Below are 22,104 nucleotides of genomic sequence, written 5' to 3' on the forward strand. Positions count from 1 at the left end.
ATGAATACCGCATTTCAACCGAGCGGCAATGAAGTGAAGCAGGCTGCGTTCAGCGATCACCGACGCAGCGGCAAGTTGAGCGTATCGCGTAGCCTGGTGCTTTCCAGCCTGGCTGGTGGGCCGCGCACGCGTAACGAGCTTGCGGTGCGTACGGGGTTGCCGCTAGCGAGCATTTGCGGCCGCTGCCGTGAGCTGCTTGATCTGGAGTACATCGAGGTAGCGGGCCTAACGGCGGATACACCGGCACGGCAAGTGCTGGCGCTGAGCGATTCGGGCCGGGCGCTGGTGCTACAAGCCGCTGAGGCACTTAAAAACAGGGAGGGTGCCAACGATGCCGCTAAGTAACGTTGAGCGTGACGTGCTGGATCTGATTTGTGACGAGCATCGGCAAACGCGCCGTGGGGCTAAAGCGCTAATTGTGCATGCAGGGATGAACGCAAAGAACAGCGAACAAAAGGCCCGCGTGACGGATGTTCTGCATGCGCTGCAAAAACGTGGCTTGGTGATGCTGATGGATGGCACGGCGTGGATTCCCACCGGTAAAGGTGTTGAAGAGATGGCTATAGATCCTGCTGACCTTGATCCGTACCACTTCGCTCATGATGAATCGCCGATAGTCAGTATTGAGCGCATCGGCGCACCGCTGCCAGACGATCTACTCAACCGATGCGCTGCCATGAACGCCGCACTGCTGGCGCAGGCAGAAACGGCCCACGCTGCCGGGGATGCTGACGCATGGCGTGATCTGGCGTGGTTGATGGAAACGGGTAGGCAGCTTGTGGCGGTTGGGGGTGAGGTATGAGCCAGCGTAATGCTCCCAAAGGCGGACTTTACGCCCGTAAATCAGCCATGCTGTGCCAGAATCGGCGCTTTGGGCTCTATCTTGATCAGCGCCGCCGGCGCGTGCATCAAGTGCCGGTGGAGAGCATGCCTGATGGTACCCACACGCCCGAGGATTGCGCGGATTTTATACGTCAATCGTGCGGTGTTGAGAGCCGTGCCGAAATCGACCACAACGATGCGGCGCGCGCCATGCTCGACCGGATTATGGCGGATTACAGCAAATGGGAGCGCATGCAGCGCCAGCAGAAAACTGAGTGGCCCGTGAGTGATGATCACCTTTATACCAGCGAACACGCAGGCAGCGGCCAATTTGGCATTTGTGCTACGTGCCATAAAGGACCTACCCCAGAAGGGCATGACGGATGCTTGGGCACGCTGCCGGGGCCCATCATGAATGCATGCTGTGGGCATGGGAATGACCGGCAGGCATACATTCAGTACTGGGGTGAGGATGGTGCCAGTGGGCGTGAGCTAAGGGGATCCGACGCAGTAGAAGAGCAGCGCCGTCTCATTGCCGAGCGGGGTGATGCATGACCACAACACGTAAACCACCTTGCAAGCCGCGCCGCGTACTCAAAACCAACAATGATGGCTCCCCGCGCAAGCGCCCGGTTGATTGGGAAGGTAACGAGCAGGCCGTGCTAATTCGCTGGCTGCTGGGCGAGAAGATGCGCGGCGAGCCTGTAGGTGATTTGTACGACGTGACCTACCACGTGCCCAACGGTGGCCAGCGGTCGAAAAGCACTGGGGCGGCAATGAAGCGCCAAGGCGTTAAATCAGGCGTTAGCGATCTGGTGGTGATGGATGCTCGCGGCGGTTGGTTTGGCCTGTATATGGAATTCAAGGCGTCGACACCGCATACCGCTGCGCTGGCACCGAGTCAGCATGATTGGCTGGCGCTGGCGCATGACAGGGGATATTGCGCTGTGTTGGCCGTGGGGCTGGAAGAGGCTAAGCGGGTGTTGAGGGAATACGCAGAACTGGTGCGAACTACCCACCACCACACAGCACGCGTGCATTTGAAAAGCGGTACCGAGTGGAGGAAGGGCTAATGGGCATGGCATTGATGAAAGAGGGGTGCATGATGCGGGATATGTACGAGCGTATGCCGATTGGTCGTTTACGTGAGATCGCTAGAGAGTCGCATGCAGACCACGACCCTGAGGCGCCGCGGATATTTGTCAGCCGGGTACTGGATATGGAGGTCGAGCGTCGGACATGGTTTGCCCATGAGAATCTGGGTTTCCAGCCATTCAGCTCAACCGCGAAACTTGGCGAGCATCCGGGTGGCGGTACCGCCGCAGCTGATCCGCTGGCAATTGCCTATGATCGCGGCATTCGTGTACACGCCGCTCATGAAGAAGCTCGGCAGTTTCTAGCGTATGCCAAGCTTAAGCCGCGCGCGCTGTTGGCTGCGCTTATACAGGCGGCTAAGACAGATCGGCGTGTTACTGGGCCTTGGGGTAAAAGCTACGATCAGATAGCCGCTGACCTAGCGCCTTATGCGCAGAGCTTGGGGTTTGCTCCTGGTGTTGGTGCTGGCATCACGCTCGTATGTTTTGAAACGGAAGCGCGGGCCATGCTGGGTAAGCGAAGGGGGTGCCATGTGCCCGGTAGCGCAGAGGAGCGGGAATTGCTGGCGCGTCGTTGGGAGCAGGCAGTAGAAGGCTGCGCGCGGATGGTGGAAACGGAGCATCAGGTGCCACTGTTCAACAAGGGGCAAGCAATAAAAAGGGCGGCGCTTGAGGCTAGGGCGCAAATGATAATGCTCGCTAAAATCGGGTAACTACCACTGTATCTGTAGCAGTCAATAACTGTATCTGTTTTTAAATGTTGCGCCTTGGGAATTGTTGATGTAGTGTTTGTATAGGCTGGCACTTAATGCAGCTAGCCGCCACATACTTAGAAGCCCTGCCGGTCACCCGGCGGGGCTTTTGCGTTTCTAGCGGTTGTGGACCACTGGCTGGTTGCCGGGCTCATATCCCGGAGAAAGCGGGTTCGATTCCCGCCACCGCTACCATTTCCCTGTCGCGTGCCACCTGGTGCGCCTTGCCCCAGTCGTGCGGGGCCTTTTACATCAAGTGACTGCCTATGCCTGCTATCACCCCCGCCCAAGCTGGCGGCGTCAACGTGTGCGCGTTTGTCGACATGCTGGCGTTTGCTGAGTTGGGCAAAGCCATGTTGGACGATCCGCGTACAGATAATGGCTACCGCATCATTGTGGGCTCTATCCCCAGCAAGCTCATTCTCATGGACGATTACGACGACCACCCGCAGCAGCTGGTGAAGATCCGTAAGGGGCTGAGCTCAACGGCAGCGGGACGCTATCAGCAGCTAAGCCGCTTCTGGCCACACTACCGCGATCAGTTGAAGCTGCCTGACTTTGGGCCGCTGAGCCAAGACCGGTGCGCTATACAGCAGATCCGCGAGCAGGGTGCGCTGGGGTTGATTCAAGAGGGCCGCATTGCTGAGGCGATCAACAGCTGCAGGAACATTTGGGCGTCGCTACCGGGTGCTGGATATGGACAGCATGAGCATTCACTAGAGCGCCTACTGTATGAGTTCAAGCGTGCCCAGGGCGAGCTGTGCGATGCAGACCAGACCTGGTATGAGCGTGCTCGATTAGAGCGCCGCAAGGCTGCGTAAACCTTCCCGGCCGCTGAGGTGGTCAACATGAAACCCAGACGCAAAGAGAAACCTGTCATGCCGAACAGAGACCCTAATAACTGGCAATGGCTGGTGGACATGATCCCGTGGGCGCTTCTTGCTGCCGCCACCTTTTCTGTAGGACTGATAAAAGCCCTGCATGATGGCGGGCCGTGGAGAAAGGCCCTGATGGTGGCCGCGATGGGCACCATCCTGTCGCTGTCACTCTATCCGGTATTTCTGTGGTTAGCGGTCTACTACTCCCTGCCTGAAGAGCATACGGAGGCCGTGGCAATGGCGCCGTGCGTATTCCTCGCTTTCATGGGCGTGGAGTGGATCCGTAACAAAGCAGACGCGCTGTACGAGGTGCTGCTGGCCTTTTTCAGGAAGTGGTTGAAATGATGGCGGCGCTCAAAGGTAGGGCGGTTGGGTTGGCCGTGGGCGGCTTGGCACTGCTTAGTGCTTACCTCTACTGGCAGCACGTCACTAGCCAGCGCGACGCCTACCGGGCTGAAGCTGAGCGCCAGCGTGAGCGCGCTGAGATCCTGCAGGAGCACCAGCAGTGGCAGCGCCAGCAGATCGAAACCCTTAGCGCTGCAATGGCCGAGCGTGACCGAACGCTTGAACGGATTGCCAGCGACATCAGCGCCAGCACATCGGCGCTTGAGCGACTAGGAGAGACGGATGCAGACGCGCGTGATTGGCTTGGTGATTGGGTCCCTGGGAGTGTTGATGACTGGGTGCGCCAGCTCCAGCGCCCCGGCGATGCCGGTGGTGTATCAGTGCCCGGCGGTGCCGCAGCACCTAACAAGTGAACTGCCAGCGCCGATGCGCGTATTGGATAGCAACAAGGGCCTGCTGTTACTGCTGGCTGAGTATGAGGCATTACGCCGCCGCGCTAACGCTGACCGCGTGAGTGTGGTTGAGATCGTTGGTGGTGGTGATCGAGCGTCTTCCGAGGAGTAGCGATGTATTCCCATTCCTTAAACAGGTACTTGATGCTGCGTAAGAAGGCTATCGCTCAAGGTATCCCCGATTGGGCCTTACTGCATGCTGATCGATGCGTAGACAAGGCCGCCTTTTGCCGTAAGCGTGCCATTGGCAAGCGTTATGCAATCAGCTATGGGCGTGCCCTTAATGAGCTCATGGCTGGTATCAATATGATGCATTCATTCCTAGGTCGTGAGGCCTACTTGGTGCGAATGCAAACGCCCAACTTGCAGGAGGTGCTGGATGCAAAACAGCAAGCCAGAGACAAGCGTCGAGACAAGCGAAAGCAGCGCGCTGATCGCAGCCCTACAAGCTCAGACGGAAGCAATCAACCGGCTGGCAGAGAGCAATCAGCAGGTGATTGATTACCTGCTAGCGCAAGAAGCCGAAGAGACCGGTGCCGACCTTGAAGGCCCCAACTACCTGGACCTCGACGACTGATGCCAGCACGTACACCAACCCCCTGCCGCGACAAGCTGTGCCGCAAGACAACGCGCCATGCTCACGGCTACTGCGATGAGCACGCCGACCAAGCTAAGGCATGGACAAGAGGCCGCGCTGGGCGTGGCCGTGGTGGTCGAGCGTGGCGCCGCATCCGTGATGCAGTCGCAGAGCGTGACCGTTACCTGTGCCAAGAGTGCAAGCGGCAGGGTAAAGCCACACCGTTTGAGTCTGTTGATCACATCGTCCCAGAGGCCGAAGGCGGCGCCACAACGAGCGCTAACCTTGAGGCACTGTGTGGGCCATGCCACACGGCGAAGACGCAGGCCGAAGCGCTACGGGCACGCCAGCGCGGCGGCTGACACAGGGGGGGCGGGGTAAAACTCTACAGCCCTCGAACGCGGACACCGCACCCTCAGGCTTATTTTTATGCGTGAGAAATAAGGAAAATTTTCTGGAGCCGGTATGGCCAATAGCAATGCCCCGGTTCGGGCGTCTGGCGGTGGGCGAAAACGCAAGACGGACATGAAACACCAAAGCTCGATTTCGCGGATCGCACCACCTCCCGAGCTAATCGACGAGAACGCCGTCCGGCTTTGGAAAAGCCAAAGCAAGATCCTGATCGAGCGCGGGACGTTCGAGCCAGAAGACGCGCCGCTGCTGCTGGCGTACTGCAACAGCTTCTCTTACATGATTACCGCCGACCTGAAAATAACCGACTGGGCAGCCGATGATGGCGGCATGGTCGTGGCCACCTCAGACGGCAGCATCAAGAAAAGCCCCTATGTGGCAGCGCGTAACGATGCCATTGCGCAGCTATCGCGCTTGGGCTCGCTGCTTGGGCTGGACCCATTGACGCGGCTGCGCATGCTCGGCGTGAGTAATAGCGACGACGGCAACGAGGACGACGACTTTAGCGAGTTTTAAAACATGGCCGCATACCCCAACGTCAACGCGGCGCAGAAGTACGCGAGAGACGTTGTAGGCGGCCGGATCCCCGCATGCATATACGTTAAGCAAGCCTGCGCCCGACACCTCAACGATGTTAAGGCCAGCAAGGCCAAGAGCTACCCCTATAAGTTTGACCGTGATTTAGCAGAGCGCGTGTGCCGCTTCATTCAGAAGATGCCGCACACCAAAGACCGTTGGGCGCGCTCAAAGCAACGCCTGGTGCTTGAGCCCTGGCAGTTGTTTCTGTTCTCGATGATTTTCGGATGGGTGCGAAAGAAGGATGGAACGCGCCGGTTCCGCGAAGCCTACATCGAGGTGCCGCGTAAGAACGGCAAATCGATCATCGCCGCCGCGTCTGGCCTCTACGCCTTCTGTGCAGATAAGGAATACGGCGCGGAAGTGTACTGCGGCGCGACCAGCGAGAAACAAGCCTGGGAAGTGTTCAAGCCCGCTCTGGCCATGGCGAAGAAGCTACCCGCCTTGCGTAAGCGCTTCGGTGTCGTGGTCTGGGCCAAGAAGCTGGAGCGTGCCGACGGCAGCAAGTTCGAGCCGGTTATCGGAGACCCCGGCGACGGCTCCAGCCCTTCGATGGCCATTATCGACGAGTACCACGAACACCCAGATTCAAACCTGTACGACACGATGATTTCGGGCATGGGGGCGCGCCTTCAGCCGCTGATACTCGCGATCACCACGGCAGGCTTTGATATAGCGGGGCCGTGTTACGCGCATCGCGAGCGCTGCATCGAAATGCTCGACGGCACGCAGCTGGACGACGAGCTGTTCGCCCTGATCTACACCATTGATGCCGATGACGACTGGACAAGCGAAGAGGCGCTGCTAAAGGCCAACCCCAATGCCGATGTGTCGGTGGGCTTAGATTGGCTAAAGAGCCAGATCGCTACCGCAGTCGCTCGCGCACGCACCGCTAACCGCATCAAGACTAAACACCTGAACGTCTGGGTCTCCGCGAAGGAAGGGTTCTTCAACATGGAGGCGTGGCGTAAATGCGCCGACATTACGCTAACGCTTGATCAGTTTCTCGGGGTCGATTGCTTTTACGGATTCGACCTTGCACGAAAGCTGGATTTAACCGGCATGGTCCGCGTCTTCGTCAAGCAGATCGATGGCAAGACTCACTACTACTGCATCGCCCCCAAGTTCTGGGTTCCAGAGGATACGGTACTCAACAACGACGACCGACGCACAGCAGAGCGGTACCAGGGCTGGGTAGAAGGTAAGCACCTTGAGAACACCGAAGGCGCAGAGATCGATTACCGCGAAGTGCTGGCGCAAGCAAAAGAAGCGCACCTTGAAGCGCCCGCCATTCAATCAGGCATTGACCCACACGGCGCCGCGAACCTATCGCACGAGTTAGACGATGCAGGCCTTAACCCAGTGACGATTCAGCAGGGTTATAAGAACCTGTCTGATGCAATGAAAGAGCTAGAGGCCGCCATCCTCACCGGCCGTTTTCATCATGATGGCCATCCGATAATGACGTGGTGTGTGGGCAATGTCGTTGCTAAGTACATGCCCGGCAACGATGACGTAATGAGGCCTATCAAGCAGGGGAATCAAAACAAGATCGATGGTGCGGTTGCACTGATCATTGCCATCGGCCGCGCAATGACTCCTCCAGAAGACGACCTTTCAGACCACCTTGAAGAACATGGCATCCGCACCCTATGAAATTTTTCTCCAAGCTATTCAGCCGCAAAAGCACGGCTATCGACACGCCCCAGGCGCTCGCTGAAGAGCTTGGCGTTACCTACGACTCCATTAGCGGGCGTCGGGTATCGGGCGGCCAAGCCATGCGGCTCTCCACGGTTTTCGGCTGCGTGCGTGTGCTGTCCGAGTCGGTCGGCATGCTGCCGTGTCGCCTAATGGAGCAAAACGGGCGGACTCGCCTGCCCGCGCAAAGCCACCCCTTGTACCGCCTACTGAACGTGGCCCCAAACGATTACATGACCTCGCAGGAGTTTTGGGAGCTGCTGATAACTTGCCTATGCCTAAGGGGCAACTTTTACGCCTACAAGGTAAAGGGTTTGGGTGATCGGGTATCTGAGTTGCTGCCACTGGATCCCGGTTCGGTGGAGCCAAAGCTAGATTCCAGCTGGAACCCGGTTTACCGAGTGACCTTTAAAGACGGTACTACCGACGTGCTCGGCCAAGACGAAGTCTGGCATGTGCGCTTGATGACGCTTGATGGACTGGTAGGGCTTAACCCGGTGGCCTATGCCCGCGAAGCCATCGCCTTGGGGCTAGATACCGAAGAGCACGGCGCGCGGCTATTTAAGAACGGAGCAGTCACAACAGGTGTTCTGCAAACAGAGCAAACGCTTAGTGATAACGCCTATAACCGCTTGAAGAAGGACTTTGAAGAACGGCATGGCGGCCTAGCCAATAACCACAAGCCCATGATTCTGGAAGGTGGTTTGCAGTGGAAGCCTATTTCGCTCAATGCCGAAGATAGCCAGTTTCTCGAAACCCGCAAATTCCAGCGTGATGAGATCTGCGCCATCTTCCGTGTGCCGCCCCATCTGGTGGCTAACATGGAGCGCGCCACGTTCTCCAACATCGAGCACCAAGGGCTCAACTTCGTTAACTACTCACTAGTGCCATACCTCACGCGCATTGAGAAGCGGGTGCAGGTCGGGCTGATGGAGCCGAAAGACCAAGGCCGTTACTACGCAAAGTTCAACACTGGCGCGCTACTACGAGGCGATTTGAAGGCCCGTTACGAAAGCTACGGGCGCGGCATTCAGTGGGGGATCCTTAGCCCCAACGACTGCCGAGAGCTAGAAGATTTAAACGATCGAGCAGGCGGCGATATTTATTTAACGCCGACCAATATGACCACGATGCCGGAGGGCGCCTCAGATGACAAAACGCCCAACAACTGATCGCAAAAAGCATGCAGACGAAAAGGCCAGGCATGAGCGTCTGAACCGTCAAGCTGTTCAAAACGGACTGATTCAGCCGAGCCGCCGTCACGACCTCGAGGACAAGCAGAAATGACTACCAAGCAACGCTTCGACGCGCCGTTAACGATTAAGGCCGTCAACGATGCCGGCGAGTTCGAGGGTTACGGCTCGGTGTTTGGCAACCAGGACAGCTACGACGATGTGGTAATGCCCGGTGCCTTCCAGGCCAGTTTGAAGCGCTGGCAGGAAAAGGACCGCATGCCCGCCATGCTGTGGCAGCACAACATGCAAGAGCCGATCGGCATCTACACCGAAATGAAGGAAGACGAGCAAGGCCTCTATGTAAAAGGCCGTTTGCTGGTAGATGACGACCCGCTGGCGCGTCGGGCACATGCCCACATGAAGGCGGGCAGCCTCACCGGTTTATCGATTGGCTTCATGCTGAAAGAGTGGGAATACGACCGCGATAAAGAAGTGTTCCTGCTGAAAGAGATCGACTTGTGGGAAGTGTCATTAGTGACATTCCCCGCCAATGACGAAGCGCGTATCTCAAATGTAAAGAACCAGCTGGCGCGAGGCGAAATGCCCCGGCCCAGCGAGCTCGAGAAAGCCCTGCGAGAAGTAGGGCTTTCCCGCTCTCAGGCCAAAGGCTTTATGTCCTCTGGCTACGGCGCCATCCAGCCGCGTGATGCGGAGGCGGAACAAGCGCTTTCCTCCCTTAAATCCCTACTAGAAAAAATGTAAGGAGCCTCCCATGGCTGTTGATGCACAAGACATTAAGCAAGTAGCTGACGAGCTCGGCAAACGCTTTGATGAGTTCAAGTCCAGCAACGACAAGCGTATTGACGCTATCGAACAGGAAAAGACAGCGCTGGCTGAGAAGACAGAATCGCTAAACGCAAAGCTCTCAGAGCTGGACGAGCTGAAAGCGGATCTCGAAAAGTCGCTAAAAACTGCTAACCGTCCAGGGCGCGCTGGTGGCGAAGCGGCCAGCGAACACAAGACCGCGTTCGAATCATTCCTTCGCAAGGGCCGCGAAGACGGATTGCGCGAGCTCGAGCAGAAAGCATTGCAAACCGGTGTAGATGATGACGGTGGCTATGCCGTGCCTGAGGAGCTGGACCGCAACGTGCTAGAGCTACTGAAGAACGAATCGCCTATGCGTCAAGTATGTAACCAGATCACGGTTAGCACACCTGACTATAAGCGACTTGTAAACCTGGGTGGCGCTGGTTCTGGCTGGGTGGGTGAAACCGCTGCGCGCCCGGTCACAGGCACGCCTACGCTGGCTCAGATTGCCGCACACATGGGCGAGATCTATGCCAACCCGCAGGCTACACAAACCAGCCTGGATGATATTTTCTTCAATGCAGAAGCCTGGCTGCAATCCGAAGTGGCGATTGAGTTCGCGGAAAAAGAAGGGGCTGCCTTCGTGCTAGGCGATGGCACCAATAAGCCGAAAGGCTATTTGGATTACCCGATGGCAGCGACGGCGGATGCAGCACGCGCCTTCGGTACGCTTCAGCAAATCATCTCAGGTACGGCCGGTGACTTTACCGGTGATGAGCTGTTAAAGCTGATCTACAGCACTAAGAAAGGGTACCGCGCTGGCGCTACCTTCATGCTCAACATGATGACGCTATTTAAAGTGCGCACCATGAAAGACGCAGATGGTAACTACCTGTGGCGCCCGGGTCTGCAGGAAGGCGAGCCGTCTCAGTTGCTAGGTTATGGCGTGACCGAAAACGAAGACATGCCCAATGCGGCTGCTGATGCGCACGCGGTGTCCTTCGGTAACTTCCAGCGCGGTTACACCATTGTGGACCGCATCGGTACCCGCGTCCTTCGCGACCCCTACACCAACAAGCCTTACGTTGGTTTCTACACCACCAAGCGGGTGGGCGGCATGCTTACCGACTCACAGGCCATCAAGGTGCTAACGCTCAGCGCAGCAGAGTAAACCGGCACTCAATCGCGGACGGTGAAAGCAATCCGCAGGCGTCCTTTAAAGGGCGCCTGCTTTGTTCAGGCTGGAGGAGCCCATGCCCACAATTAACGTAATCAAGCCATTTCCGTGGTCGCCCGATGGCAAGGAAGTTATCGACTACAGCAAAGGGGTGCATGAAGTGCCTGAGCGCTGTGCAGTCGTGGCTGTCGATCAACTCAAAGTAGCCACGCGGTTAAGCGATAAAGAAAAAGCAGAGCTTGAGAAAGAAGCCGCAGTAAAAGCAGAAGCTGCAGCTGCCGCCAAGAAAGAGGCCAATGCGGCCCTCAATGAGCCGCCCGCAAAGGCAGCTAAAGCAACCGCCAAGAAGTAAACAGCCTGCTCGGTGCCGACCATGTTAGATATTGAAATCATCAAGCAGCAGTGCCGTATCGAGCAGGATGAAACGGAAGAGGAGCCGCTGCTGGAAACCTACTCAACAGCGGCCCGCCGCCTGATCGAAAACAAGACAGGCCGGAAGCTATACGCCACCACAAATGAAATACCAGCGGACGGTGACGAAAGAGCGCTGGTTCTCGATGACGACATCACCACCGCCATGCTCTTACTGATCAATCATTGGTACGAAAATCGCGGTGCAGTCATTGTTGGCTCAATCTCTAGCGAACTACCGATGGCCGTGAATTCCCTTATTGGGCCTTATCAATATTTCAACGTGTGAGGTCCTATGAAAGCCGGCACACTCCGCCACCGCTGCACCGTCGAGCGCCCAGCCAACGAGCAAGACCCCGACAGCGGCGCCATGGTGCCGGGCTGGGAAGAAGTCGGCAAAGCCTGGATGGCCATCGAGCCGCTTAGCGTGCGTGGCTTCATCGCCGCCAACGCTGCGCAGTCAGAGGTTAAGGGGCAACTGGTGATGCGCTTCAACGCGGGCGAGCGCTTGGGCATCGATAGCACGATGCGGGTTCGCAAGGGCCGGTACATCTACAACATCGAAGGCGTGCTGCCGGATAAAGACAGCGGGCGGGAATATCTAACCCTGCCATACAGCGAGGGCGTGAATGATGGCTGACCATATCCACACTCGTGAAGATGGGCGAGGCCGCCGCTACTTTCTGCTGAATGGCAAAAGACTAGAGCGTTGCTTTTATGCAGATACAAAGCGTGGCATCGCGGACGTTTACAGCACGGATAAAGACGGAGCTGTAAAGATAGATAAGCATCGAAAGCGAGCCTTGTCTAAGCGCCTGCGCGGCACGATCGAAGTGGTTTTTTATGACTGATCCAGTTGTTCTCAACTTAGATGGCCTTGAGCCGCTACTCGCTCGCATGGATAACATCAACTTCGACCTACGGCGCAAGGGCGGCCGTTTTGCCATGCGTAAGGCGGCAAACCTGATTCGCGACAAGGCCAAGGAAAACGCGCAGAAAATTGATGACCCCGTCAGCGCCGAGGACATATCTGCCAACATTGCGGTCCGATTCTCACCGAAGGAATTCCGGCAAACCGGTGATCTGGTGTTTCGTGTGGGTGTCATGGGTGGCGCGGGGGGGAGGAGAAAGGCGGAAGCATTCTCCGGCCTACCGGGTGGCGATACCCGGCACTGGCGCCAGATTGAGTTTGGTCGGGGCGCTATCCGCGCTCAGGGTGATGGCATCCTAGCTAACCCTCAAGCCGGTGAGTTCTTTGGTAAGGAGGTCGGCCCGGCCCCGGCTCAACCGTTCATGCGCCGCTCGCTGAGCGAAAGCATCCAGGCCGCGACCGACGAATTTATCACCCAATACAACAGGTCGCTTGACCGCGCCCTGCGCAAGCAAGCCCGAGAAGCCGGAGCCTAACCCATGCCCCCTTTGTTTCGAGTCTGCGCCGCTAACGCGGGGGTCACTGCGTTGCTGGGCGTTAACCCCACCCGGCTGTTTCCGTTCGGTGACGCGCCGGAAAACGTCGCCAAGCCGTATGCCACCTACCAGGTGCTCAACGGCTTGCCCGAAAACTATCTGGATGATCCACCCGACGTGGACGACTGGGACATCCAGATCGACATATACGCCGATAGCGTCGCCGACGTTAACGCCGTATTGGGCGCGTTCCGCCGCGCTCTTGAGCCTCACTGTTATATCGAACGACTGGGTGGTACCAGCACAGAAGCGGCCACCAAATTGAAGACCACTAATTTCGACATTAGCTGGTATTACCCAACCTGAAAGCGAGGAACCCCACAATGCTGACCAAAGGCACAAGCGTATTTTTCCGCCACCCGGATTCTGGTGAGATCGTGCGCCTGAAACGCTGTACCGCGTTTAACCCCGGCGCAAGCCCAAAGACCCAGATCGACGATACCGACCTGGAAGAAACCGAAGCGATGCAGTACAGCGCCGGGCTAGCGCAGCCGGGGCAGGGCAGTCTATCGATTAACGCCGACCCTAACGAGCCATCACACCTGATTCTTCAGGAAATGGCAGAGGGCGGTTCAACACCGACGATTGACTGGTTTGTGGGTTGGAGCGACGGCCCTATCGATGAAGATGGAAAGCAAACGGCAATTCCCAGCGTTTCAGGTGACACCGTCACGTTGCCAGAGACACGCACCTGGTATACCTGCCGCGCCTATGCCTCTGACTTCCCTTTCGACTTCCAGCTTAACGCCAACGTCACCGTTGCGGGCGCGCTCCAGCGTAGCGGCCGGGGTCGCTGGATTCCCAAAACCTCCTCAGCGCCAGGTGATGACGCATGAAGCTATCTATTGAAACCCTAGCCGCCCATGGCGGCTTTGTAGCACGCAAGCCGGTAGAGAAAGGCATCAAGTGGAAGCACGAAGGCCAGGAATTCACCGCTACCGTGAACGTGCTCCCGCTTTCCTACGCCACGGCCAAAAGCGATATTCAGGCCGTGCACGCCCAGGGCGACGTGATGGCCGCCCGTATCGCCCACTGCATTGTGGGCGACGACGGCGCCCCGGTGTTCACTGTCGAAGACGTCATCGGCACTGCCGACGAAGAGCGCGGCCCGCTCAGCGTCGAACTGACCAACGAGCTGTTGCGGGTGATCTCTGACGTCAGCGGCCTGGGAAAGCGCCCGACGAGCTCGACGACGAAGACGAAGTCTGGCACGAGCTCGTCCTTGCGGGCATCGGCGGCCGGACGATCGCGGAAGCCCAAGAGCGCATCAGCTACCCCGAATACCTGAGCTGGTTAGCGTATCGCAAAAAGCGCGGCTCGCTGCACGTTGGCATGCGTGTCGAGCGTGCCGCCGCGTTGATCGTTACCCAGCAAGCCAACATGAATCGCAAGCAGGGAGTGGCTGCTTTCAAAACCAATGACTTCATGCCACACGCCGATCAGCCCGAAGTGACGATGGAGCATGCCAAGGAGGCTTGGGGCTGATTATCCATACACCCCCATTGCACGGGTTTAGAACTTCATGCAATGCCCACATAATATGCAGGCAGCTTGACGCCTGCGCCTTCTTGGGCCAACATTCCCTTGCCGCTGCAAAATCAGTGGCTCGGGTTTGGTCGCTCGATTTGAACAAGGCGCAGCATCAGCGCTTAACAGCGCTTTTTTTATGCCTGTTATGGCGGGCTGCGTGGGGACACCTTCGGGTGTGCCGGTTCCCTTGTTCACCGGTCGACCAACCTCGCGCAGTCCGCCACCATCTGAATGGTCGCAGTGTTGGCGGATTCTCACTCAAGAACGAGGATCTACATCATGGCAACACTTACCGCATCACCTATTTCTATCAATTTCCACGGCGCCCACATCCCGACATTTAATGTTGCTGGGATCGTGCGCGTTGCAATGAAGCCCATCTGTGACTCTATCGGTTTAGAGTGGCACGGCCAGCGTCAGCGAATTAAGCGTAATCCCGTGTTATCCAAGGGTGCGGTTATGATAACCGCACCTTCAAAAGGCGGCCTTCAGAAGGTTTTGACTTTGCCACTTAGTAAGCTTAATGGATGGCTGTTTGGTGTAGATGCTGCGCGTGTAAAGCCTGAAGTGCGCGACAAGCTTATTGAGTACCAAGAAGAGTGCTTCGAGGTATTAAGCGACTACTGGCAAAAAGGTGGTTCCGAGAATCCACGCTTTACCAGCATAGAGGATCGAAAGCCTCTTAATCGTGCTGTGCGCACCCTTGCCAACCTACGCAGTGCTCAAGGTGAAAGCGCCGACTACGCAGGCATGTGGAAACTGGTGAACGGTTACCTGGGGCTGGCGCATATCGAAGACGCCAGCCCTGAGCAGCTCGACCGCGCGATGATGTTTGTTCAGGACAGTATCGAGCGGGAAAGCGCCAAGATCATCGAAGGCGACTACATCAGTCGCCACGCACTGCCTGAACCAGAACCGCAACCGGCCATTCACTACCCCATGGAGGCATGGCCTGAAATAAACCCCCAGCTACGCAGCGATTGGTCGAACGAGATTCCCACGATTTACCCCAGTCGCCGCTGGGTAAAAGCACACCACCTCTATGGTGAAAGCGCCCCATCGCCCACGCTTCGCTTACTCAGTCAGCTTAAAAAGGCGGGGTTTGATGTGGGTTGCTGCGAAGCCGAAGTGCTCGCCATGCGCCACTATATTGGGGAGGGCGAGTCCCTTCGCCGCGATATGGAAAGACTGATGGGCCGCTCCAATAGCATGGCGGTCACGGCTCACTCATAAGTGACGTCAGTAAATTCGCCTAAGATAGCCTAGTCAAACTTAGCCAAGTGCGATACGTTCCCTGCTGGGTTAGCTCAGCGGGGCGTATTTGCTTCTTGACTAAAGGCAATAGCTTTCTGACCTTTCCTAATTTCATCTACAAAAGGGTAAGGGAATGAAAAAAAATATAATTTTGGCAGCTTTGCTATCGTCTTTAATTGCCGGGTGCGCTAATACAGCTAACCATAGCAATTCAAACTCAAGCTACCAGGCGTCGGACTCCTCTCCTTCTGTCACAAATGTGCGGATTGAGATTGACGAAAATCAGATAGAAGAGGCGCAGGCCGCTGTTCGAGGCGCTTTGAAAGATCCTGATTCCGCAAACTTCCGAGATGTGCACGGTATTTCTGTAGCAGAAGATGGGCCTCTTATAGCTGTGTGCGGAGAGGTGAATGCCAAAAATAGTTACGGTGGCTACATTGGTTACAATCGCTTTGCATACACCGCAGACAGGGTTTATTTATGGCAAAAAACTCGCAGAATGAACGTTGATAACTCAATAGTAGAATTCACCTGCGATCTTTAACGCCCAACACAATATTTCCATTAACCCGCTTCGGCGGGTTTTTTTACGCCTGGAGAAAAGTATGTCGGTTCGCTCGCTCGGTAGCTTGACTCTGGATATGGTGCTGAAGACCGGCAACTTTACCGGCCCCATGGATAAGGCGCAGCGAGACACGCAGCGTCAAATGCGCCAGATGGAGAAGGATGCCAAGAAGGCCGCCGCCGGTATTGCGACCATAGCCGCCGCTGGCACCGCCGCCGCCGTCGGGCTTTACGCGTATGCCAAGTCCAATATGGACACTATCGATGCAAACGCCAAGATGGCGCGCTCGCTGGACGGCACCATTGATGGCCTGCGCGCGGTCAACATGGCCGCGTCGGACTCCGGGCTGGATGGCATGGAGGCATCGCTTAATCGGATGAATCGCCGCTTGGGTGCTGTGGAAATGAGCGGCGGCCCTGCGCTAAAAACCGTGCAACGGCTAAACCTTGACCTGAAAGCCATGCAGGAAATGGATGTTGATCAGCGGCTGGGTTATATAGCTGACCGCATTCGCGATACCGGCATGTCTTCGCAAGAAGCGGCGCGCCATTTACAGCAGTTAGGGTTTGAGCAGAAAGGCGCAACCGAGTTGTTCATGAAGGGTGGGGACGCCATTCGCGGCGCCCGCCAAGAGATCGAGGACTACGGGCTTTCTGTCTCCATGGTGGATGCCGCCGCCATTGAAGAGGCCAACGATGCGATTGCCAGAATCGGCCTGTCGTCGGAAGCGATGGGCAATGTGGTAGCGGTTCGCCTGGCGCCTGCCCTCAATGATATGGCCGACTCCATTAACACGGTTACCAAGGCGTTCCACGCGGGGGATTACGATCTACAGCTTGAGGTGCTGAAAGGTATAGCGGTAGGTGTGGCAGGCGCCGCCGGGGCTTACGTTACCTACCGGGTGGTCGTGAACGCGGCTACTATCGCGCAGTGGGCGTTCAACGCCTCCATCCGCGCCAACCCCCTAGGGGCGCTGGTCACGGTGGCGGGCGCGGCCGTGGGCGCTATCTACACCTTTCGCGAAGAGCTAGGCCTGGTGTCGCCCAAGATACAGTCGGCGACTGACCGCGTTGACGACATGACCAGCGCGCTGGATGCCAACTCGGAAGCGGCCCTCAAGAACGCCAAGGCCATGCTTGAGGCTGAGCGTCAGTTTCAGCAATTCCGCCAATCCACGCTGGCATTGGCCGTTTCCAACCAGCGCGAAATCGTGCAGGAAGAGCAGCGGCAATGGGAGGCCATGGGCGGTCAACAAGCTTTTGGTATGGGGCAGCGAAGCGAATCACAACAGGCTTTGCATGATCTTCAAGTAGAGCTAATGACGACCCGTAACGCGATTGAGGCGGCGGGTGGTTCGGTCACCGAGATAGATGAAAAGCTGGCCAAGCTTGGGAAGACGACGCGCGAAACGACCCAAACCACAGAGGACCAGGCCAGCGGAAGCAAGCGAGCAAGAGACGCCATCAATGATCAAGTAGCCGCACTTCAGTTGCAGGCCTCTACGCTCGGCATGGCCGAAGACGACCTGGTGCTATACAAGCTGGCTCAAGAGGGCGCGAGCGAAGCACAGCTTGCCGCTGCTCGCACCGCGCTTGAAGCCGTGTCCGCGTATGAAGCCAGCGAACAAGCGGCTTCGGACTATGAAAGCCTTCTTCAATCCTTACGCACAACTGAGGAGCGGCTTACAGACCAAGTAGCCGCCCGCCTCGCCGTACTCGATGCCGCCAACGTCGCGGGCGAAGAGTACGCAGATGTGGCCGCCAAGATCGCTGCCGCAGGTTTTTCTGATGCCCCGGAATACGGTGGCCTGGATGCCTCCATTGGCGGCGCCTTCGGTGAGTTAAATAAAATCGACGAAGCCGAGGAAGAACTACAGGAGTGGTACGACACTCAGCTGGAAATGCTGGCGCAGTACCGTGAAGAACGTGCCGACCTTACCTCGCAATGGGACGCCCAAGAGCGCGCCCTGCACGAGGAACATCAAAACGAGCTGATGCGAATCGAGAAGGCCCGGCAGATAGCGCAGCTGGCCGCTGCCGAGAGCACCTTCGGTGATCTTGCCGGGCTGGCGAGCGCATTTGCTGGTGAGCAAAGCGGTATCTATCGCGCTCTATTCGCTACGGAAAAGGCGTTCGCAGTGGGCAAGGCATTGATGAATGTGCCGTCGTCGTACTCAAAGGCGTTTGATGCGACGGTAGGCATTCCCTATGTGGGTCCTGTGCTGGCGCCTGCTGCTGGTGCGGCTGCCGCAGCCGTTCAGGTTGGGCAAGCAGCGGCGATAGGCAATATCGGTATGGCGCACGATGGGTGGGACAGCCTGCCCGCCACGGGCTCTTACTGGCTTGAAAAAGGTGAGCGCGTTAGCACTGCTGAAACCAGCGCCAAAATGGATGACACGCTGGCACACACCGACGCGGCCTTGGCGCGAGTTGAAAGCCAGATGAATAGGCCGGGGGATAGCGGGGGCCTTAATGTCAGCATCAATAACCACACCAGCGCTAACGTTTCAGCGCGTCGCGAAGAGGGCGGCGGGTTAACAATTGACATTGTTAAGGCCTCCCTAATCGAGGATATGGCGAGCGACGGCAAGGTAACAAAAGCAGGGCAGCATTTTTTGGGGTGGGGGCGGCAGCCTCGCTAGGCGGCCTAACCTTACGGGCTCTCCTGCAAGTGCTTTTCAAGCTCTTCAACTATTTTCTTTAGACGAGGCAGTGCTGCTGCTTTAGCGGAGTTGTATAGCTCAATGCGTGAATCGACATTTGGGACACGCAAGTGGCATTGAACGTCAAAATTGGTGCCATCGTATTCATCCCAAAAAGTAACGTTTACCGGTGCCAGCGCTTCGTCTGGGTTATATGCGCCTACTGAAATTTCCATTATTGATGCTCTATTTAAGTGGATTGAGCTTATGAGACTAGCAGACAAATCTATGTATGGGGCGACCTAATGGCAGACATCAACTACCCGGAAGGCCTGCCGCGCCCGTTTCGGCAGGGCTACGGGCTGCAACACACCGACAACGTGCTGCGCACGCCACTGGGAAACGGCAGGCCGCGCAAAGAAATATTGCACGGCCCCGGACCTACCACCGCTTCTGTTCGCTTTCGTATGCGTCCGCGCTTTGCCCAGGTGTTTGAGGGCTTCTACTGGCACACGCTGAACAGTGGTGTGCTTCCGTTCAACATGCGGTTGCTGAGCCCGTTGGGTGTGCAGTGGTGTGAAAACGTAGAGTTCCTGGAACTCTATGACGGTCCTACGCCGCTGCCTGAATCGAGAGGCGGAGAAGGGCGGATATGGGAATTTAGCGTGGAGCTATTAATTCCTAAGCCTCCGATCGTGACTGCCGAGGACATGCAGTACCCAGAAGAGATTCTGTACAGCGACTTGTTTGATTACACGATGAACAAGCACTGGCCCAAGCCAATCCGCTAACCCGCTACCAACATTCTCAATTACCGCCCACGGGCGGTTTTTTGTGCCCGGAGAAAACCCTATGGCCCTACCACCCTTTGACCCTGCCAGCGAACCGTTGGGCAGCACTGACCCGCGTGTGCGAGAGGTTAATAGCAAACTGCTGGATCTCGGCATGCACTCCAAAGAGGACAAGTTTACCGACCGTTTCGGTGAAGAAAAAATGACGTGGGAGGCGATGCAGAACGAGCGCCTTGGACTGCTGATTGCCGGGGGGCAGATATTTCCAAGCGAGGCCGAAGGCCGTGCTGCCGCTGAGGACGGTTGGTATTACTACGCTGTCTCGCCAAACCCCAATGTGACGCGGTCGCTCTATCGCCGTATCTCAGCGAGTGAGAGCGAGCATATTAAAGACGATCCGTCAGCGGAGTTTGTGGAAGGTGTTGCGGCTGCATCGAATGCGGCGCTATTAATATCAGGGCGTACCAGTGACTCGGCTGGAGAGTTTTGTAACGATGATGAGCAGCATACGCTGTATTCAATCGCTGATAAAAGCGGCAACAATTTAGCTGAGTGGGGGGCGGACGGGCATCTAATAATTGTCACACGTCAAGAGTTTTACAACGATGATAACGATATTGCTCTTTACTCAATCTGCGATAAAAACCGCATCCCGATTTTATCAGTTGATTATAATCTTCAGCCGATAATCCCTTTTATGGGTGAGTTTTTTAACGATGATGTTGAAACATCTGAATATGCCTGGGTAGATAAAAACGGGTATATATATCGCGCTATGGATGCGAGCGGTAAAACGATTGTGGGCGGGGGGAGTGATGTAGATTTCGCTGAATTAAATAAAACAGATCAGATTATCGATGACGGTGCCGCGTGGATTAATCGTGAGTCAGTTTCCGTCAAGCGCGATTATTCCAGCGCTTACAAACAATCGGCAACAACTCAGTTTCCTACAACACAAAGCGTTTATGATGCGCTAGATGCTTTAATGTCTGAGTTTCCCGACTACGTTAGTTCGTTTAGCATTGGGCAGGATGGGTTAGGCGAGGAAATTATGTGCTACCGTTTCCGATCCGCTGATTATGTTGTTTTAGAGCAGGGTAATTCCTACCCGCAAGAGAGTGTCGAGCGACCTAAGATTATCGTTAGCGGGGGTCTGCACGGTATTGAGCAGCATGTTATTCCAGGCAACCAAGCGTTTTTCGAGGAATTGTGTCGCCAGTGGCGAGAGATAGACAGGCTAGATGATTTGCGATGGGGCGTAGAATTTTTATATCTACCCGTCACCAATCCTAGTGGTTTTAGTGCACGGACTCGCAGAAATCACAATAATATTGATTTAAATCGAAACTTTCCTACGCGTTGGCCTGGAACTACGGCCAGCGGCCCATCGCCAGCTTCAGAGGCTGAAACTCAGTCTTTAATGCAATTTATGTCGGAACATACAGATGCAATTGCATTTATTGACCACCATCGGATGTTTCAATTCCAAACGGGTGGCGAGCGCTTAGTGTGGGTAGGTACAGAAGGTGCGAATAATGTTGGTGTTGGTTTAAACGCGGTCAATAAAACGATTGCTGATATTAAAAGGCTGATGCCATTTGTTCCCCAAGGAAATGAGCCTGTGGGTGCTATTAGCTCTCATTTTAACGGCTCGATGGTTTTGCACGCAGAAGAAGAGTTTGGAATTCCAGGATTTTTAGTTGAAAGCCCTAGCCAGTTAGGTGGGAATATAACTCAGCTGCACGTGCATGCGCGTAACTGTCTATTTAATCTTGTTTATGAATTATTTGATAAAGAACGCATTAAACGAAGTAATAATTTTGTAATTAATGAAGCTCCTGATGAAGAGGGAAATGGCGATGACTAACTACACATTAAATCAAAACATTGAACTTGAGAACACGAATGGCTTACGTCGTGTCGTAACTACACCCGAAGGACGTGCGTTCGGCAACGTCCCTGGACGCGAGATACTACTCGATCCAGCTTATGCTGATGCATCCGCTCTGACAGCGCGCAACCGCGCTAAAGCTGCTGACCATCGGACAATCGAACCTTTCGGCGGGGGTTCTCCCGACCCTATCCGCAATTTTAACGGGCTGCCGTGGTTCGTGGGTGACACCGATCGCCGCATCGGTATTCGCACTCGTCCGCGCATCAATAAAAATGAGTGGACTGTTTTTGCAGTCGTAAAGCCTGAGCCTCGCGAAGACGGTATCAATGCAGGTTATTTAGTATCAAACGTGGGAGCTGAGGGAGAGGGTGAACTGCATCTGAGTATTGGCTGGCCACGTAGTGTTTTGAGTGCGCTGCGCGTTTATGAGCAAGGTAGCTCAAATCAACGGATTTCAGCGGATATTGATTTTGCTAGCCGCTCTATTCCATCGCTAGTCGAGATTACATTTAGCATAGAATATGGTTTAAAAATATTTGACGGAGGGGATCTTGTTGCTGAAAACCCTGATGATAAACGACCGCTCACGTATGAGGTCGCGCCTACAGATAGCCTCTGGTTCGCAAACGGACATTGCCGAGGAGGGATTAGTGGTCTTTATAACCTAGATTTATCTAAAGAGAAAAACGCCGGACGCCGAGCGTCGATTGTCAATTTCTTAAAGCAGAAATATGGTATTAGTTAAGCATGCTGTCTCTTCGCCCAACGCGAACGCGTTGGGCGAAGA

General features: G+C 55.9%; 32 protein-coding genes and 1 tRNA gene. 32 read left to right on the forward strand and 1 reads right to left on the reverse strand.

Going from position 1 to position 22,104, the window contains the following annotated elements; genetic code table 11:
* From ACT3RQ_RS12450 to ACT3RQ_RS12590, 29 genes are all read left to right on the forward strand, one after another.
* Positions 1 to 345, forward strand: a complete 345-nt coding sequence (locus tag ACT3RQ_RS12450; protein ID WP_444680585.1) for a hypothetical protein — start codon at positions 1 to 3, stop codon at positions 343 to 345.
* Complete coding sequence (locus ACT3RQ_RS12455) at positions 332 to 802, forward strand: hypothetical protein (protein WP_444680586.1); 471 nt, start codon at positions 332 to 334, stop codon at positions 800 to 802. The genes ACT3RQ_RS12450 and ACT3RQ_RS12455 overlap by 14 nt, the downstream gene beginning before the upstream one ends.
* Positions 799 to 1,377: a hypothetical protein gene (locus tag ACT3RQ_RS12460; RefSeq protein WP_444680587.1), complete on the forward strand. Its 579-nt coding sequence runs from the start codon at positions 799 to 801 to the stop codon at positions 1,375 to 1,377. The genes ACT3RQ_RS12455 and ACT3RQ_RS12460 overlap by 4 nt, the downstream gene beginning before the upstream one ends.
* Positions 1,374 to 1,895: a VRR-NUC domain-containing protein gene (locus tag ACT3RQ_RS12465; RefSeq protein ID WP_444680588.1), complete on the forward strand. Its 522-nt coding sequence runs from the start codon at positions 1,374 to 1,376 to the stop codon at positions 1,893 to 1,895. Before ACT3RQ_RS12460 ends, ACT3RQ_RS12465 begins: the two co-directional genes overlap by 4 nt.
* Positions 1,895 to 2,629, forward strand: coding sequence for a hypothetical protein (locus ACT3RQ_RS12470; RefSeq protein ID WP_444680589.1), 735 nt, complete (start codon positions 1,895 to 1,897; stop codon positions 2,627 to 2,629). Before ACT3RQ_RS12465 ends, ACT3RQ_RS12470 begins: the two co-directional genes overlap by 1 nt.
* A 158-nt stretch (positions 2,630 to 2,787) precedes the next feature.
* Positions 2,788 to 2,863, forward strand: a tRNA-Met gene (locus ACT3RQ_RS12475).
* A 71-nt stretch (positions 2,864 to 2,934) separates the two neighbouring features.
* Positions 2,935 to 3,489, forward strand: a complete 555-nt coding sequence (locus tag ACT3RQ_RS12480; RefSeq protein ID WP_444680590.1) for a glycoside hydrolase family 24 protein — start codon at positions 2,935 to 2,937, stop codon at positions 3,487 to 3,489.
* Between the two features lie 27 nt (positions 3,490 to 3,516).
* On the forward strand, positions 3,517 to 3,891 hold the full coding sequence (locus tag ACT3RQ_RS12485) for a phage holin family protein (protein ID WP_087107191.1): 375 nt from the start codon (positions 3,517 to 3,519) through the stop codon (positions 3,889 to 3,891).
* On the forward strand, positions 3,888 to 4,304 hold the full coding sequence (locus tag ACT3RQ_RS12490; protein ID WP_444680591.1) for a hypothetical protein: 417 nt from the start codon (positions 3,888 to 3,890) through the stop codon (positions 4,302 to 4,304). The genes ACT3RQ_RS12485 and ACT3RQ_RS12490 overlap by 4 nt, the downstream gene beginning before the upstream one ends.
* Positions 4,305 to 4,317: 13 nt before the next feature.
* Positions 4,318 to 4,455: a hypothetical protein gene (locus tag ACT3RQ_RS12495; protein WP_444680592.1), complete on the forward strand. Its 138-nt coding sequence runs from the start codon at positions 4,318 to 4,320 to the stop codon at positions 4,453 to 4,455.
* Positions 4,456 to 4,722: 267 nt separating this feature from the next.
* Complete coding sequence (locus tag ACT3RQ_RS12500) at positions 4,723 to 4,920, forward strand: hypothetical protein (protein WP_444680593.1); 198 nt, start codon at positions 4,723 to 4,725, stop codon at positions 4,918 to 4,920.
* Complete coding sequence (locus ACT3RQ_RS12505; protein WP_444680594.1) at positions 4,920 to 5,282, forward strand: HNH endonuclease; 363 nt, start codon at positions 4,920 to 4,922, stop codon at positions 5,280 to 5,282. Before ACT3RQ_RS12500 ends, ACT3RQ_RS12505 begins: the two co-directional genes overlap by 1 nt.
* Before the next feature lie 163 nt (positions 5,283 to 5,445).
* On the forward strand, positions 5,446 to 5,847 hold the full coding sequence (locus ACT3RQ_RS12510; RefSeq protein ID WP_444640694.1) for a phage terminase small subunit P27 family: 402 nt from the start codon (positions 5,446 to 5,448) through the stop codon (positions 5,845 to 5,847).
* Positions 5,848 to 5,850: 3 nt separating this feature from the next.
* Positions 5,851 to 7,563 (forward strand): terminase large subunit, encoded by a 1,713-nt coding sequence (locus tag ACT3RQ_RS12515; RefSeq protein ID WP_444640696.1) that lies wholly within the window; start codon positions 5,851 to 5,853, stop codon positions 7,561 to 7,563.
* Complete coding sequence (locus tag ACT3RQ_RS12520; protein WP_444640698.1) at positions 7,560 to 8,777, forward strand: phage portal protein; 1,218 nt, start codon at positions 7,560 to 7,562, stop codon at positions 8,775 to 8,777. Before ACT3RQ_RS12515 ends, ACT3RQ_RS12520 begins: the two co-directional genes overlap by 4 nt.
* A 111-nt stretch (positions 8,778 to 8,888) precedes the next feature.
* Positions 8,889 to 9,542 (forward strand): HK97 family phage prohead protease, encoded by a 654-nt coding sequence (locus ACT3RQ_RS12525; RefSeq protein WP_444640700.1) that lies wholly within the window; start codon positions 8,889 to 8,891, stop codon positions 9,540 to 9,542.
* A gap of 10 nt (positions 9,543 to 9,552) precedes the next feature.
* Entirely contained in the window at positions 9,553 to 10,758 is a 1,206-nt protein-coding gene (locus ACT3RQ_RS12530; protein ID WP_444640702.1) for a phage major capsid protein, read from the forward strand.
* Between the two features lie 82 nt (positions 10,759 to 10,840).
* On the forward strand, positions 10,841 to 11,116 hold the full coding sequence (locus ACT3RQ_RS12535; protein WP_444640704.1) for a hypothetical protein: 276 nt from the start codon (positions 10,841 to 10,843) through the stop codon (positions 11,114 to 11,116).
* Positions 11,117 to 11,137: 21 nt separating this feature from the next.
* The gene (locus ACT3RQ_RS12540) at positions 11,138 to 11,464 is read left to right on the forward strand and encodes a head-tail connector protein (protein ID WP_444640706.1); all 327 of its coding nucleotides are present in this window, start codon (positions 11,138 to 11,140) and stop codon (positions 11,462 to 11,464) included.
* Between the two features lie 6 nt (positions 11,465 to 11,470).
* Complete coding sequence (locus ACT3RQ_RS12545) at positions 11,471 to 11,815, forward strand: phage head closure protein (protein ID WP_444640708.1); 345 nt, start codon at positions 11,471 to 11,473, stop codon at positions 11,813 to 11,815.
* Complete coding sequence (locus tag ACT3RQ_RS12550) at positions 11,808 to 12,026, forward strand: hypothetical protein (RefSeq protein WP_442351895.1); 219 nt, start codon at positions 11,808 to 11,810, stop codon at positions 12,024 to 12,026. The genes ACT3RQ_RS12545 and ACT3RQ_RS12550 overlap by 8 nt, the downstream gene beginning before the upstream one ends.
* Positions 12,019 to 12,582: an HK97-gp10 family putative phage morphogenesis protein gene (locus tag ACT3RQ_RS12555; protein WP_444640711.1), complete on the forward strand. Its 564-nt coding sequence runs from the start codon at positions 12,019 to 12,021 to the stop codon at positions 12,580 to 12,582. Before ACT3RQ_RS12550 ends, ACT3RQ_RS12555 begins: the two co-directional genes overlap by 8 nt.
* Before the next feature lie 3 nt (positions 12,583 to 12,585).
* The gene (gene gp17, locus ACT3RQ_RS12560; protein ID WP_444640713.1) at positions 12,586 to 12,948 is read left to right on the forward strand and encodes a tail completion protein gp17; all 363 of its coding nucleotides are present in this window, start codon (positions 12,586 to 12,588) and stop codon (positions 12,946 to 12,948) included.
* A 17-nt stretch (positions 12,949 to 12,965) separates the two neighbouring features.
* The gene (locus ACT3RQ_RS12565; protein ID WP_444640715.1) at positions 12,966 to 13,478 is read left to right on the forward strand and encodes a phage tail tube protein; all 513 of its coding nucleotides are present in this window, start codon (positions 12,966 to 12,968) and stop codon (positions 13,476 to 13,478) included.
* Positions 13,475 to 13,930 (forward strand): phage tail assembly chaperone family protein, TAC, encoded by a 456-nt coding sequence (locus ACT3RQ_RS12570; protein ID WP_444640717.1) that lies wholly within the window; start codon positions 13,475 to 13,477, stop codon positions 13,928 to 13,930. The genes ACT3RQ_RS12565 and ACT3RQ_RS12570 overlap by 4 nt, the downstream gene beginning before the upstream one ends.
* 32 nt (positions 13,931 to 13,962) lie before the next feature.
* A complete protein-coding gene (locus ACT3RQ_RS12575) occupies positions 13,963 to 14,127 on the forward strand; it encodes a hypothetical protein (protein ID WP_444640748.1) in 165 nt (54 codons plus the stop codon).
* 324 nt (positions 14,128 to 14,451) lie between these two features.
* Positions 14,452 to 15,405 (forward strand): phage antirepressor N-terminal domain-containing protein, encoded by a 954-nt coding sequence (locus tag ACT3RQ_RS12580; RefSeq protein WP_444640719.1) that lies wholly within the window; start codon positions 14,452 to 14,454, stop codon positions 15,403 to 15,405.
* 154 nt (positions 15,406 to 15,559) lie between these two features.
* The gene (locus ACT3RQ_RS12585; protein ID WP_444640721.1) at positions 15,560 to 15,970 is read left to right on the forward strand and encodes a hypothetical protein; all 411 of its coding nucleotides are present in this window, start codon (positions 15,560 to 15,562) and stop codon (positions 15,968 to 15,970) included.
* Between the two features lie 61 nt (positions 15,971 to 16,031).
* Entirely contained in the window at positions 16,032 to 18,632 is a 2,601-nt protein-coding gene (locus ACT3RQ_RS12590) for a hypothetical protein (RefSeq protein WP_444640723.1), read from the forward strand.
* Positions 18,633 to 18,643: 11 nt separating this feature from the next.
* On the opposite strand, the gene ACT3RQ_RS12595 is transcribed toward ACT3RQ_RS12590, so the two are convergent.
* Positions 18,644 to 18,868, reverse strand: coding sequence for a hypothetical protein (locus ACT3RQ_RS12595; protein ID WP_444640725.1), 225 nt, complete (start codon positions 18,866 to 18,868; stop codon positions 18,644 to 18,646).
* A 69-nt stretch (positions 18,869 to 18,937) separates the two neighbouring features.
* Here ACT3RQ_RS12595 and ACT3RQ_RS12600 point away from each other — a divergent pair, with 69 nt between their 5' ends.
* The 3 genes from ACT3RQ_RS12600 (at position 18,938) to ACT3RQ_RS12610 (ending at position 22,062) form a co-directional block, all read left to right on the forward strand.
* Positions 18,938 to 19,423: a hypothetical protein gene (locus ACT3RQ_RS12600; protein ID WP_444640727.1), complete on the forward strand. Its 486-nt coding sequence runs from the start codon at positions 18,938 to 18,940 to the stop codon at positions 19,421 to 19,423.
* Positions 19,424 to 19,484: 61 nt separating this feature from the next.
* Positions 19,485 to 21,290 (forward strand): DUF2817 domain-containing protein, encoded by a 1,806-nt coding sequence (locus ACT3RQ_RS12605; protein ID WP_444680595.1) that lies wholly within the window; start codon positions 19,485 to 19,487, stop codon positions 21,288 to 21,290.
* Positions 21,283 to 22,062: a hypothetical protein gene (locus tag ACT3RQ_RS12610; protein ID WP_444680596.1), complete on the forward strand. Its 780-nt coding sequence runs from the start codon at positions 21,283 to 21,285 to the stop codon at positions 22,060 to 22,062. The genes ACT3RQ_RS12605 and ACT3RQ_RS12610 overlap by 8 nt, the downstream gene beginning before the upstream one ends.
* The last annotated feature ends 42 nt before the right edge of the window (positions 22,063 to 22,104 follow it).

Source organism: Halomonas sp. AOP43-D1-4 (assembly GCF_052446175.1).
Taxonomy (GTDB): Bacteria; Pseudomonadota; Gammaproteobacteria; order Pseudomonadales; family Halomonadaceae; genus Vreelandella; species Vreelandella citrativorans.